At 72.5% G+C, this 13,391-nt stretch carries 11 protein-coding genes; 2 read left to right on the forward strand and 9 right to left on the reverse strand.

Annotation, left to right across the window (positions count from 1 at the left end; all coding sequences use genetic code 11):
- Position 1 precedes the first annotated feature (1 nt).
- The 8 genes from JE024_RS16635 to JE024_RS16670 all read right to left on the reverse strand — a co-directional run bounded on the left by JE024_RS16635 (position 2) and on the right by JE024_RS16670 (position 8,828).
- On the reverse strand, positions 2-1,510 hold the full coding sequence (locus tag JE024_RS16635) for an MFS transporter (RefSeq protein ID WP_205374341.1): 1,509 nt from the start codon (positions 1,508-1,510) through the stop codon (positions 2-4).
- Between the two features lie 86 nt (positions 1,511-1,596).
- Positions 1,597-2,808 carry a MalY/PatB family protein gene (locus JE024_RS16640; RefSeq protein WP_205374342.1) on the reverse strand — a complete coding sequence of 404 codons (1,212 nt, stop codon included), beginning with the start codon at positions 2,806-2,808 and terminating at the stop codon, positions 1,597-1,599.
- A gap of 84 nt (positions 2,809-2,892) precedes the next feature.
- Positions 2,893-3,915 (reverse strand): class II fructose-bisphosphate aldolase, encoded by a 1,023-nt coding sequence (gene fbaA / locus JE024_RS16645; protein WP_187741497.1) that lies wholly within the window; start codon positions 3,913-3,915, stop codon positions 2,893-2,895.
- A gap of 188 nt (positions 3,916-4,103) precedes the next feature.
- A complete protein-coding gene (pyrE, locus tag JE024_RS16650; RefSeq protein WP_205374343.1) occupies positions 4,104-4,643 on the reverse strand; it encodes an orotate phosphoribosyltransferase in 540 nt (179 codons plus the stop codon).
- A gap of 10 nt (positions 4,644-4,653) precedes the next feature.
- Positions 4,654-5,475 (reverse strand): aldose epimerase family protein, encoded by an 822-nt coding sequence (locus JE024_RS16655; RefSeq protein ID WP_205374344.1) that lies wholly within the window; start codon positions 5,473-5,475, stop codon positions 4,654-4,656.
- Positions 5,476-5,590: 115 nt separating this feature from the next.
- Positions 5,591-6,586 carry an SRPBCC domain-containing protein gene (locus JE024_RS16660; RefSeq protein WP_205374345.1) on the reverse strand — a complete coding sequence of 332 codons (996 nt, stop codon included), beginning with the start codon at positions 6,584-6,586 and terminating at the stop codon, positions 5,591-5,593.
- A gap of 123 nt (positions 6,587-6,709) precedes the next feature.
- Positions 6,710-8,251 carry a polyamine aminopropyltransferase gene (locus JE024_RS16665; RefSeq protein ID WP_372449813.1) on the reverse strand — a complete coding sequence of 514 codons (1,542 nt, stop codon included), beginning with the start codon at positions 8,249-8,251 and terminating at the stop codon, positions 6,710-6,712.
- A gap of 49 nt (positions 8,252-8,300) precedes the next feature.
- Entirely contained in the window at positions 8,301-8,828 is a 528-nt protein-coding gene (locus JE024_RS16670; protein WP_205374346.1) for a DUF2617 family protein, read from the reverse strand.
- A gap of 774 nt (positions 8,829-9,602) precedes the next feature.
- Between JE024_RS16670 and JE024_RS16675 the strand changes: the two genes are divergently transcribed.
- Both JE024_RS16675 and JE024_RS16680 read left to right on the forward strand, forming a co-directional pair.
- Positions 9,603-10,790, forward strand: a complete 1,188-nt coding sequence (locus JE024_RS16675; protein ID WP_205374347.1) for a pyridoxal phosphate-dependent aminotransferase — start codon at positions 9,603-9,605, stop codon at positions 10,788-10,790.
- A gap of 221 nt (positions 10,791-11,011) precedes the next feature.
- Complete coding sequence (locus tag JE024_RS16680; RefSeq protein ID WP_205374348.1) at positions 11,012-12,580, forward strand: hypothetical protein; 1,569 nt, start codon at positions 11,012-11,014, stop codon at positions 12,578-12,580.
- 216 nt (positions 12,581-12,796) lie between these two features.
- Here the strand turns inward: JE024_RS16680 and JE024_RS16685 are convergent, their stop codons facing one another.
- Entirely contained in the window at positions 12,797-13,327 is a 531-nt protein-coding gene (locus JE024_RS16685) for a type III secretion system chaperone family protein (protein ID WP_205374349.1), read from the reverse strand.
- Between the last annotated feature and the right edge of the window lie 64 nt (positions 13,328-13,391).

Consider the following 13,391-nt stretch of genomic DNA (forward strand, 5'->3'; position numbering starts at 1 on the left):
GTCACAGGTCGGCGGCGCCGCCGTCCGCTCCGGGCGACCGCTCCCGCACCACCGCCGGCTCCAGCGGCGGGGCGCTGACACCGCAGTTGACCCGGCACTCGGGATGGCAGCGGGCCTCCTCCCCGGCCGGTACCGGCCGGCGGACCGTCGCCCACGCGATCAGCGACCCGGCCACCAGCACTCCCGCGCAGAGCGGGATCGCGCTGCGGAAGGTGTCGCCGAACTCCTCGGCCGAGCGGTACGCCTCCGGGCCCATGCCCACCAGCAGCGGCAGCGCCGCCACCGCGAGCAGGCCGGCGGCGCGGGCGGCGGCGTTGTTGATGCCGCTCGCGATGCCGGCCCGTGCCGTGTCGACGGACGCCAGGACGGTCGCGGTCAGCGGCGCGACCAGGGTGACCATGCCGAACCCGAGGACCACCAGGGCGGGCAGCACGTCCACCAGGTAGGAGGCGTCCTCGCCGACCCGCAGGGTCATCAGCATCCCGGCGGCGCACAGCAGCGGCCCGACGGTCAGCGGGATACGCGGTCCGATGCGCTCGCCGAGTTCGCCGGACCGCGCCGACAGCAGCAGCATCAGCAGGGTCGTCGGCAGCAGCGCGGTGCCCGCGCCCAGGGCCGAGTACCCGGCGACCACCTGGAGCTGGAGCGCGATCAGGAAGAAGAAGCCGCCGAACGCCGCGTACACGCAGAGCGTGACCAGGTTGACGGCGGTGAACAGCCGCAGCCGGAAGAGCGACAGCGGCAGCATCGGATCCGGCCGCCGCGCCTCGACCAGTACGAAGGCCGCGCCCACCGCGACTCCGGCCAGTCCCGCCCACCACGTCCCGTCGATGAGGGCGTAGGTGACCAGGCCCAGCGCCGCGGCCCCGAGCACGGCGCCGAGGACGTCGAAGCGGCCGGTCGCGCCGGGGTCGCGGGACTCCGGGACATGGCGCAGGGCGACGGGCACGCAGAGCGCGGCGAGCGGGACGTTGAGCAGGAACACCCACCGCCAGCCCGGTCCGTCGACCAGCCAGCCGCCGACGAAGGGCCCGATGGCGGCGCCCACGCCGCCGAGACCGGACCACAGGCCCACCGCGCGCGCCCGGTCGTCGGGATGGAAGCTCGCCTGGATCAGGGCGAGCGAGCCGGGGGTCAGGAGCGCGCCCCCGATGCCCTGGAGCGCCCGGGCGGCCACCAGCACCTCGCCGTTCGGGGCGACACCGCAGAGCAGCGAGCCGACGGCGAACCAGACGACGCCGAGCACGAAGATCCGCCGGCGCCCGTACCGGTCGCCGAGCGCCCCGCCGAGCAGGATCAGTCCGGCGAGCGTGAGCATGTACGCGTTGACCGTCCACTGGAGGACGGAGAGCTCGGCGTCAAGGTCCTCGCCGATGCGCGGCAGCGCCACGTTGACCACGGTGGAGTCGAGCAGCGCCATGCCCGATCCGAGCACGGTGGTGAGCACGATCCAGCGCCCGGTCGCGGACGACAGCCTGATGTCCGGGCCGCGCCGCCGCTCGTCGTCCATACGCCGATCATCCCCACCCACGGCCCGCCCCGCCATTCCCCGCCGCTCCCGTCGGTGCGCGGGCCGCGGCGGGAGGCGCCGGAGGTCTACGCCCCCAGGCGGCGGAGCGCGCGGATCAGCGCGTCCGCGCCGAGTTCGGCCTTGGCACGGGGGCAGCCCACGTTCAGCCGGACGAAGCCCGCGGAGCCGTAGGTCGTGCCGGGCATGATCGCGACCTTCTCGTTCTCGATCAGCTCCCGCTGGAGCGCCTCGTCGGTGATCGTGGTGCCGACCCCGAGGGGCCGCAGGTCGATCCAGGCGAGGTAGCCGGCCTCCGGCGGACGCCAGCCGAGGCCGGGGAACGCCGCCCGGAGACGGCCGGCGAGCATGTCCAGGTTGCCCGCGACATGGGCGACGAGTGCGTCCAGCCAGGGCGCGCCCTCGCGGTAGGCGGCGATGTGCGCGGTGAGCGAGAGCACGGCCGGCGAGGCGAGCCCCTCCGCGGTCTGCATCCGGCGCAGGAACTCCGCGTGGTCGTCCGGGTCGCCGATGATGCCGTAGGAGCCGCTCAGCGCGGGGAAGTTGAAGGCCTTGGTCGCGGAGGTGATCAGCGCCCAGCGGCCGGAACCGAAGCCGGTCCAGGGCAGGTGGCGGCCGGTGTGCACGAAGTCGGCGTGTATCTCGTCGCTGATGACGGCGACACCGTGGTCCGCCGCGAGTCCGGCGATGCGGCGCAGTTCGCCCTCGGTCCACACGTGTCCGGTGGGGTTGTGGGGCGAGCACAGCACCAGGACCTTGCTGTCCGGACGGGCGAGCTGCGCCCCGAGCGCGTCCATGTCGCCGACGGGCGCCCCGCGCAGGTCCCGCCGCAGGCCGGTGATCGCCTTGGTGAAGCCGTCGTAGGTGGGGGTGTGCACGACGATGCCGTCCCCCGGGCCGGACCACATCCGCAGCAGCTGGGAGAGCTGGTTGAGCACGGACGGGCCGTAGACGACCCGGCCGGTGTCGATCGGTGTGCCGTGGCGGGTGGCGAACCAGTCGCGGATCGCGGAGAGGAAGTCCTCCTGGCGCCAGTCGGTGTAGCCGAAGACACCGTGCCCGACCCGGTCCCGCAGCGCGTCGAGCACCACGGGCGGCGACATGACGTCCATGTCGGAGATGGTGAACGGCAGCAGCCCGTCCACTCCGAAGCGGTCGGCGACGCCGTCCCACTGCACGCACCAGGTGCCGCGGCGGTCGACGACGGTGTCGAAGTCGAAGCGCCCGCGCGCTCCGGCGTCCGCGTGCGCGGCGGCCGCGGGGTGTGTCTCCGAGCCCATGGCGGAACCCTCCCTGGGGACAGCACGGACAGCACGCGGGCCCGGCGCCCCCGAGGGGACGCCGGGCCCGGCGTACCGCGCGTGTTACTTGATCCGGGTGCCGGTGGAACGCAGGGCGGCACAGGCCTCGGCGACACGGGTCGCCATGCCCGCCTCGGCCAGCTTGCCCCAGGTACGCGGGTCGTAGGTCTTCTTGGAGCCGACCTCGCCGTCGACCTTCAGGACGCCGTCGTAGTTGCGGAAGACGTGGTCCACCACGGGACGCGTGAAGGCGTACTGGGTGTCGGTGTCGAGGTTCATCTTCACGACGCCGTTCTCCAGGGCGGTGGTGATCTCCTCCGCCGTCGAGCCCGAGCCGCCGTGGAAGACGAAGTCGAACGGGGACGTCTTGCCGTACTTCTCGCCCACGCCCTGCTGGAGATCCTTCAGCAGCTCGGGACGGAGGACCACGTTGCCCGGCTTGTAGACGCCGTGCACGTTGCCGAACGAGGCGGCCAGCAGGTAGCGGCCCTTCTCGCCCAGGCCGAGGGCCTCGGCGGTGCGCAGGGCGTCGTCGACGGTGGTGTAGAGCTCGTCGTTGATCTCGTGGGTGACACCGTCCTCCTCGCCGCCGGTCGGGGTGATCTCGACCTCGAGGATGATCTTCGCCGCGGCCGCCTGCGCGAGCAGCTCCTGGCCGATGGCCAGGTTGTCCGCGAGCGTCTCGGCGGAGCCGTCCCACATGTGGGACTGGAAGAGCGGGTTGCGGCCGGCCTTCACGCGCTCGGCGGAGACGTCGAGCAGCGGGCGGACGTAGCCGTCCAGCTTGTCCTTCGGGCAGTGGTCCGTGTGCAGCGCGACGGTGATGTCGTACTTGGCGGCGACGATGTGCGCGAACTCGGCCAGGGCGACGGCGCCCGTGACCATGTCCTTGCTGTGCTGGCCACCCAGGAACTCGGCACCACCGGTGGAGATCTGGATGATGCCGTCGCTCTCGGCCTCGGCGAAGCCACGCAGTGCCGCATGCAGGGTCTGGGACGAAGTCACGTTGATGGCCGGGTAGGCGAACTTGCCTGCCTTCGCCCGGTCGAGCATCTCGTTGTAGACCTCGGGAGTCGCGATGGGCATGTGTCCGCTCCTTGTGATGTGCGGGTATGTGGTGCTGGCCCTGACCTGGGGGCGACGTCATCGTCGCGGCCTATCTTTCCAGACTCCCGCGCGGGGTCCAGCATGCCCGTTCTGCCCGCGCGCGCGAAGGGCGTGCTGTTTCACGTGAAACAGCACGCCCTTCGGTATCACCGCAGGTCACACCATGGTCAGGCGAGACCCAGCTCGTCCAGCGAGTACGCGTTTACGTACGGGAGACCCGCCTCGGCGATCTTCGGGGCGGCGCCGCGCTCGACGATCACCGCCACGGCCACCACCTCGCCGCCGGCCTCGCGGACCGCCTCGACGGCGGTGAGCGGGGAGCCGCCGGTGGTGGAGACGTCCTCCACGACCAGGCAGCGGCGGCCCTTCACGTCCGTGCCCTCGATGCGGCGCTGCATCCCGTGGGCCTTGCCGGCCTTGCGCACCACGAAGGCGTCGAGCCGCCGCCCGCGCGCGGCGGAGGCGTGCAGCATCGAGGTCGCGACCGGGTCGGCGCCCAGGGTCAGACCGCCGACGCAGTCGTAGTCCAGCTCCGCGGTGGCGTCGAGCATGACCTGGCCGACCATCGGGGCGGCCTCGCCGTCGAGCGTGATCCTGCGCAGGTCGATGTACCAGTCGGCCTCGATACCCGAGGAGAGGATCACCTTGCCGTGGACCACGGCCTTGTCCTTGATCTGCTGGAGCAGCTCAGCACGAACGTCAGTCATAGCCGTCAGCTTAGAGGGCGGCTTCCGGGGCGCCCCCGCCGAGCCGCCGCCAGGTCCAGGTCGTCGCGATCTCCAGCGGGTCGACCAGGGTGACCAGCCGCGGGTGGGTGTTGAGGCCGTCGGGCGGGCCGGACTGGGGCTCCACGCACACCGCCTCGTCCTGCTCGTCGTAGACCACGACCCACGGGGTGCGGCTGGCGACCGTCAGTTCGAGCTGCTCCGGCCAGGTGAGGGTGACGTCGACACCCGCGGGCATCCCGAAGCAGTCGTCCCAGGGCCCGGGCTCCGGCGGGATGCGCCGCCCGGTGGGGAGGTGGTCGTCGCCGCGCTCCTCCTGCCATTCGGGGGTGAACGCGATCCGCACGTCCTCGCCGCCGATGTTGCGCAGGAACCACGGGTGCCAGCCCGCCTGCGCGGGGAACGACGTCTCCGCCGTCTCCACGCCCAGGGCGACGGTCAGCGCGTCGTCGGTGAGCGTGAAGGTCTGGGTGACCCGCCCCGCGTAGGGCCACGGCTCCGCCAGGTCGTAGGTGAACGCCGCGTCGCTCTTCCCCGCCGCCGCGGTGCGCCAGGCGGTGTCCCGGCCGGTGCCGTGGATGGCGTGCGGGGGCGCGTTGAGCGGGAGCCGGTGCACGAGGTCGCCGTTGCGGAACCGGCCGTCCCGGGTGCGGCCGCACCAGGGCACCATGGGGAACGCGCCGTACTTCTCCCCCTGCCGCAGCAGCTCGGTGCCGCCGACGCGCAGGCTCGCGATACGGCAGCCGTTCTGCGGATGCACGGTCAACTCGACATCTCCGGCGGCGAGCCGGACGCTTTCTTCGCTGCTGGTCACAGGACGACATTAGCCGCGCCGGCCGCGCGGCGGCGTCGCCGTGCCGGACGCACCGGAGTCCGGACCCGCCGTGCGGAGTCCGGACCCCGTGGTCTCAACCCGTCGCCCGCGCGGCTCAGTTCCTGCGGCGCAGCGCACGGCCGACGACGACCGCCGAGGCGATGGCGAGCGCGGCCGCCGGCGCGAGCCAGCGCAGGGCGGCCCCGGTGGCCGAGGCCGCGGGCGCCGGGGTCGGGGTCGGGGCGTAACGGCCGCGCGGCGGGGCGTGGTCGACCTCCTCGGCGCTGCGCCCGATCATGGTGCGCCGCGCGTGGGCCGCCTCCGCGGCCGGTTCACCGGGCAGTCCGGCGAGTTCGTCCAGGTCCTGGAGGTCCTCGATCGCGGAGAGGTCCTCCTCGTCGGCGTCGGCCGCCGGGCCGTCCGACTCGTCGTCGAAGGCGTCCTCCGCGTCCGGTCCGAGCGACGGGGGCGGCACGGGGACGTCGAACACCGAACCGAGGCCCTGGCTCTCGGTGATGTCCCCGTCGCCAGCCCCGGGGGTGCCGTCCCCGGGCTCCTCGGCGATGTCGTCGACGTGGTCGGCCTGCTCCTGGCCGTCCGGTGTGTCGCCGGCGGCCGGCCCGGGTGCCGGGGAACCGGCATCCGCCGCCTCCGCGGCGGGGGCCGCGGGGGCCGCCGGCTCCTCGAACGCCACCGCCGCCAGCGCCTCGGCGAACCGGTCGAGCAGCCGGTGGGCCGCCGAGGTCCGCGCGTCGGCGGCCAGTTCGGCCAGGCGGCCCTCCGCACCTGCCGAGCCGGTGAAGGTGAGCGTCGTCCCGCCGTCGGTGGGCTCGGGGCGGACCGTCAGCCCGATCTTCACGGAGCCGCTGCCCCGGACCTCCGTGCCCTCCGCGTCGACCACGAAGTCACGGCCCTGCTCCACCACCCGCAGCACACCGCGGTAGGTGATCGTGTGGCTGCCGACGCGGACCTTGAGTCTCCCGGAGAGCGGCCCCGCCGCCTCGTCGGCGTCCTGCTGGAGCCCGGGCACGCAGCGGGCGACCCGGGCTGGGTCCCGCAGCGCCTGTCGAAGGGTCTCAGCCGGAACCGGAACGAACGCCTCATGCTCCATGGGATCCGAGCCTACTCAGAGCGGCCCGCCACGTCTGCCTTTCACACGGCACGCACCGGCACACCCCCCGCACGGCCTCGGCGTTCCGCCCGCCCGCACGGCGCCGGCGCGTGCCGGGCGGCGTCAGCGGGCGTACCGGGGACGCACCAGGGTCGACGGCTCCGGGCCGTCCCCCCGGGGGCGGCCGTGCTCCGCCGCCGGGCCGTACCCGGGCAGCCGCTCCGCGAGCGGGGAGCGCAGCGGGGGCACGGCTGCGTCGAGCCCGAGGCCCGGGGCGTGCCCCACCGCGGCCAGCAGGAAGCCGTGGTCGCCCTCGGCGCGGTACGGGGTGGTCGCGAGGCCCGCCGCCCGCAGTGTGGCGTCCACCGTCCAGTAGGTGCCCGGCGCGGCCCCGGCCGGGCCGGCGTGGACGACGATCCGGCCGCCGGGGGCGAGCGCCCGCCGGGCGAGCCCGTAGAACTCCAGCGAGTACAGCTTCCCGCCGGCCGTCCCCGGTTCGGGCAGGTCCGAGACGATCACGTCGTAGGCCCCGCGCCGCGCGCCCCGCAGCCAGGAGAAGGCGTCCGCGGTGACGTGTCCCGTCCGCGGGTCGTCGTAGGCACGGCTGTTGAGCGCGGAGAGCGCCGGGTCCCGGCGGGCGAGGCGCACCAGGCCGGCGTCCAGGTCGACGACGGTCACGGAGCCGGCGTCCCCGTAGCCGAGCGCCTCCCGGGCGGCGAGGCCGTCGCCGCCGCCGAGGATCAGCACCCGGCTGTGGGGGCCGTTCATGGCGGGATGGACGAGGGCCTCGTGGTAGCGGTGCTCGTCGCTGCCGCGCACCTTCAACCGCCCGTCGATGAAGAGGTCGGGCGGCTGGGAGGCCCGGCCGGTGAGGACGACCTCCTGCACCTCGGTGCGCACGGCGACCCGGACCTGGTCCCCGTAGACGGCCCGCCGCGCCGCCGCCTCGAAGTCGCCGACGAGCGCGGTCGCGGCGGCGAGCAGCGCGAGGACCGCCGCGTTCAGCAGGATCAGGCGGCGTCTGCTGCGGGGGCTCATGTCCCGGCGGAACAGCCAGAGCACCAGCACGCCGCCGGCCACCGCGTTCACCGCCCCGGTCAGCAGGGCGCCGGTGAGTTCGCCGAGCCACGGCAGCAGCAGGAACGGGAAGGCCAGCCCGCCGACCAGGGCGCCCACGTAGTCGGCGGCGAAGAGGTCGGCGACGGTGCCCTCGGCGTCGCGCCGCGAGACGCGCTGCATCAGGGACATCAGCAGCGGGATCTCCGCGCCGATCAGTACGCCGATCGCCAGCGAGATGGACACCAGCACCAGATGGGAGCCGCCGCTCCAGGCGAACGCGGCGTAGAGCATCATCCCCGAGCCGCCGCCGACCAGGGCCAGCACCGCCTCCAGCACCCCGAAGCCGACCACGGCGCGGCAGCGCAGGCGTTTGGCGAGCAGGGAGCCGAGGCCCATCGCGAAGACCATCAGCGACAGCACCACGGACGCCTGGGTGACGGAGTCGCCGATCAGATAGGAGGCGAGGGCGACGAGTTCGAGCTCGTAGACGAGTCCGCAGGCGGCGCAGACGAAGACGACGGCCAGGATCAGATACCGGGCCGCCTCGGGCCGCACGGGGAGCATGACCACGTCCGTGTGCGGGGAGAGTTGATGCCGGTCGATCACTTTCGTAACGCTACGTCACACATGTCCCGCGTTTTGTCACCCACAAGAGCTAACTGCTGTGTTCGGACGCCATGGCCAGCGTGCCGACCCTGGTCCGGGTGACGACCAGCCGGCCCTCCTGCGGATAGGCGTGCCAGGTCCGCCACTGCACCTGCCGCTCGCCCCGCTGGGCGAGCATCGCGGTGAACGCGTGGGGGTCGCCGGGGAAGGTTCCGGCCAGCCCGTGCGGATGGTCGGCGACCAGCGCGAGCAGCTCCTGCGCGCGGCCCGCGAAGGACTGCCGCGACAGCGTCTCCACCCGGGCGGCGAACTCGTACTCCCAGTCGCCGAGCCGCTTGGCCACGCCCAGCGGGAGCGGCGTGCTGGATCCGGGGATGCAGGCGACGGTCTCGGAGCACGACGCCTCCCCCTGGTCGAGGAGGACCTGATGGGACGCCCCGAGCAGCCTCAACTGCAACGACGCACCGGACAGTTCGAGGTCGAGGACGGCCAGCGCGGGCAGCGGTTCGCGGCCCAGCGCCCAGGCGAGATCGTCGGCACGGGTGTCGGTGTAGGCGGTATCGATGGTCGTGAGCATGGGTCGGCTCCGCAAGGACGCGCATCGGGCGGGGTGGACACGTGGACACGGCGCCCCCGGAACGGAGCGCACGACGTGAGGGGGGTGACCGCTCGGGGTCCGCTTCAGGTCCGAGAACTGGCCGGAACCAACTGGTTCCAGGTTCGAGGGAATCACGAACTACGCCACGACCACAGCGGTTTTCGCCAACTTGCTGCGGTTTCCATCCCCCCGGGGGCCCCACGGTTCAACTGTTCAATCGAAAAGGGCCGATGAAACCGCATTCCACCGCCATCGGCCCTGCCACGGGCAAAGTCCCCCGTCAACGGGAAGCCGCCCGGCGGGAGTTGTCACCCCCGCCGGGCAGATTCACCCGTAGCGGACCAGCTGCCCCGTGTCAGCTGCCTCCGCCACATCCACCCCCGCCGCCGCACGAAGAACTGCTGCCGCAGGAGGAACCACCGCCGCACCCGCCCGAACCGCCACCGCCGTCGGCCCAGCTGCTCGAACCCCGGCGCCGCCGCCTCGGGCGCGACGACGACGTCGCGCGCTCGACCGTCACCGCGATCGCCACGACGATCCCGATCACCAGTGCGATGAGAATTCCGAAGATCACCATCACTTCACCGTCCTTGCTCGTCCCCCGAAGCGAGTCCCCCGCGACGCTGCGCGACCGCTTCCGTGTTCCGGTGCCTGTTCCTGCACTTTCCACGCGTGTGAAAAGGGAATGCCCTCACGCCCGGAAAGCCAAAGCCGACTTGAGCAACTCCAGAGGTTCGGCCCAGGATGGCGTTCATGACAGGACACGAACCGGGATCACGGCCCCTGCTCAACCGCAGACTGGCGCCCTTCGGCACCACGATCTTCGCCGAGATGTCCGCGCTGGCCGCACGGACCGGAGCGATCAATCTCGGCCAGGGCTTCCCCGACACGGACGGCCCCGAGGAGATCAGGGAGGCGGCCGTGCGGGCGCTGCGCGACGGCCGCGGCAATCAGTACCCGCCCGGCCCCGGCGTCCCCGAGCTCCGCGCCGCGATCACCGCCCACCAGCAGCACCACTACGGCCTGGCGTACGACCCGGACACCGAGGTCCTGGTCACCGCGGGCGCGACCGAGGCCGTGGCGGCGGCCCTGCTGGCCCTGGTCGAGCCCGGTGACGAGGTGATCGCCCTGGAGCCGTACTACGACTCCTACGCGGCGAACATCGCGATGGCGGGCGGCATCCGGGTGCCGGTGACCCTGCGCCCCCACGAGGGGGCCTTCCGGCTGGACCTGGACGAGCTGCGCGGCGCGGTCACGGAGCGGACGCGGCTGATCCTGCTGAACACGCCGCACAACCCGACCGGCACCGTGCTGACCCGCGAGGAGCTGGCCGCCGTCGCCGCCCTGGCCGTCGAACGCGACCTGCTGGTGGTCACCGACGAGGTGTACGAGCACTTGGTCTTCGAGGGCGAGCACCTGCCCCTCGCCGGCTTCCCCGGGATGCGGGAGCGCACGGTCACCGTGTCCAGCGCGGGCAAGACGTTCTCGTTCACCGGCTGGAAGGTCGGCTGGCTGACGGCCGCGCCGGAGCTGGTCGCGGCGGTCCGCTCGGTGAAGCAGTTCCTGACCTATGTCTCGGCGGGCCCCTTCCAGTACGCGATCGCCGAGGCGCTGCGGCTCCCGGACTCGTACTTCGACGACTTCCGCGCCGACCTCCACCGCAAGCGCGACCTGCTCGGCGACGGCCTGCGCGCGGCCGGCTTCGAGGTCTACCGGCCCCAGGGCACGTACTTCATCACCACCGACATCACCCCCTTCGGCCAGAAGGACGCCTACGCTTTCTGCCGCGCTCTCCCCGAACGCTGCGGCGTCGTCGCCATCCCCAACTCCGTCTTCTACGACGACCCCGACGCCGGCCGCAGCCAGGTCCGCTTCGCCTTCTGCAAGAAGGACGACGTCCTCATCGAGGCCGGCAGCCGCCTGCGGCGCCTGGGTTCCTGAACTCGCCGTTCATAGGCGCGACACGACGGTGCGTCAGACACGCAACGGCCCGGCGCGCCGCCGGGTCCGGTCCGTCCCGCAGTGTCCGCGCCACGGCATCCGCCCCACGGCGTCCGTCCCACGGCGTCCGCGGGGAAGGAATTTCTCCGCCGTACCCCTCCTGTTGGCCAGGTCTGGCTACCTTCGCCTCGCCCCGGTCCCGGTACAGGAGAGGTACATCCATGAGCACGCCGATCCACCGCACCTCGACACGGCAGTCCGCGGCGGTCCTGACGTCGGCCCGGCGCCGTGAGGAAGGGAGCCGGACCAGGAGTACGTCCGCACGCCCGACGGAGCGCGCCCTGCTGGAGATGCAGTCCCGCGCCGGCAACCGGGCCACGACCGCGATGGTGCAGCGCGCCCGGGACGCCGAGAGAGGGAACGCGGCGGCGAACGGCGGCGCGTCCCCCCAGGCGAAGAAGAACTACCGCGACCGGATCGCCGCGCTCCTCGACAGGTTCAAGAAGAATCTCGAACCCATCGACACCTTCGTCAAGGGCTTCCAGACCCCCACCAACGCGGCCTTCACCCAACAGGCCGCCGTCGCGGCCAATGAGAGCCTCAAGCACTCCACCGCCGCCTCGGGAACCTCCGCGGCGTCGGGCAACCTCCTCACCGAGGCCGCCGGCACCGTGGTCAACGGCATGGACGCGTACAAGAACATGAAGGACGCCAAGAAGCACGAGACCGGGGCCGACCACCACAGGGCGAACAAGAAGGCCAAGACCAAAGGGGTCGACACGGTCGTCGGCGCCGCCGGTTCGGGAAGCTACAGCGCAGCCATCGCCAAGGAGGTGACCAAGATCCAGAAGGCGGCGGACGCGGCAGTGGCATCCGAGGCGAGCGGTATCGCCGGCGCTTCCGTCGGCACGGTCAAGGGCATACGGTCCGCCTTCCGTATCGGGAGAGCGGCCCGCAAGTACCAGCAGATCAAGGAGCTGGGAGATCCCCACCTCGTCCAGGCGGGAGCACTGGCACGGCTGAACGAGTCGCGCGAGCAGGCCGACTGGGCCGCGGCGGAGGCCTACGTCGCGCTGGACAGCTACTGGAAGCACGAGGGCCCGGGACGGCTGGAGCTCGTCTCCGAGGCCATCGACGCGGCCTGGGAGGCGATGGCCGAAGCCCGTGACGCCGGCGAGACCCTCCAGCGCGCCGAGAACGACGTGGAAAAGCTGAGCAAGGTGCAGCAGTACGCGAAGAAGAAGCAGCTCACCAAGATCGGCAAGGAGGCGGCCGGCGGCGGCGGCGAGTCCGTCAAGGCCGCAGCCGGCGTCGTGACGGCGGTCGCGGCGGGCACGGTCGGGCTGGCGAGCAACCCTGTCGGCTGGGGCCTCGCCGGGGCCGGGGCCGGTCTCGTCCTCGGCGTCACCCTGTACAAGGCGCTCCGCGCCGCCACGAAGCGCTACGAAGAGGTCCACCACCCCGAGCGCTGGGCACCGCAGGGCGAAACCCCGGCGGAGGCCGCTTCCCGCACGGAGTCGTTGAAGCACGCGCTGAAGTTCTGGAAGAAGGTGTCCAAGGGGGAACGCCAGGCGATGGCGCGGGAGATCTACGCCCTGGCGGCGGGGCCCGACATCTCCGGGCACACCACGGCCGAGATGCGGGAGTCCGCCAGGTCCCTGCTCATCGCCCTCAAGTCCGGACCCGCCCAGCACAAGCTGGAGCCGGACGCGTGGGCCGAGACCCTCAACGACCCGGCGAAGACGTCCGGTTGGATCGCGGAGATTGCGGAGCAGCTGGCCTCGGGCTGACCTGGAACGGACGGCCACGGCGCGGCCCGGTGAAGCAGTTCCTCCCCTACGTCCCGGTGGGGCCGTTCCCGTACGCCTCGCCTTCCGCGAGCGGACCGAGGTGCTCCGGGAGGCCGTGGCCCGGCTGTCGAAGCCTCCCGCCAGCCCCCGGGGCCGCGCACGCCGAAGGGCCCGCACCGCTCGCGCGGTGCGGGCCCTTCGTGACGGCGGGGCGGCTCAGGCCTCGTCGGCCGGCTTCTCCTCGGCGGTCGCCAGACCGAAGCGCTCGGCCAGCCACTTGTCGAACTCGATCGACGCGCGGACCCAGCTCACCGTGGAGGACACGAAGTGCTCCAGGCTGACGCCGGTGCCGATCAGCATCTGGGCCTCACCGATGAGGCGCAGCGAGGGCTCGGCGCCCTCCTCCTCGTGCTGGTGGGTGTAGACCTTCGGCCACAGGGTGCGGCGGTTCCAGTCGTCGATCGTCTCCAGGATCTCGGCCCGCTTCTCCACCGGGTGGGGACGGTCGTAGAAGGTCCGCACCGAGAAGACCTGCTGCTCGTTCTCGCCGCGGAACATGAAGTACGTGCGGAAGTCCTCCCACGGCGCGGCGAGGTCGCCCTCGTCGTCGACGACGTACTTGAGCTCCATCTGGTCGAGCAGCTGCTTGACCAGATCCTGGTCGGGAACGACGGGGCCCGCCGGTCCTGCGGCCTGGGGCTGGGGCTGGCCCCCGAAATTCGGAATCGAGGACGGATCGATGGTCACCGTGTTTTTCCCTTCGTACGGATGCCGCCATCCTCTCCCATCCCCGCCCGCCCGGCGCAAGCCC

This window comes from Streptomyces zhihengii (assembly GCF_016919245.1).
GTDB classification, from domain to species: Bacteria; Actinomycetota; Actinomycetes; order Streptomycetales; family Streptomycetaceae; genus Streptomyces; species Streptomyces zhihengii.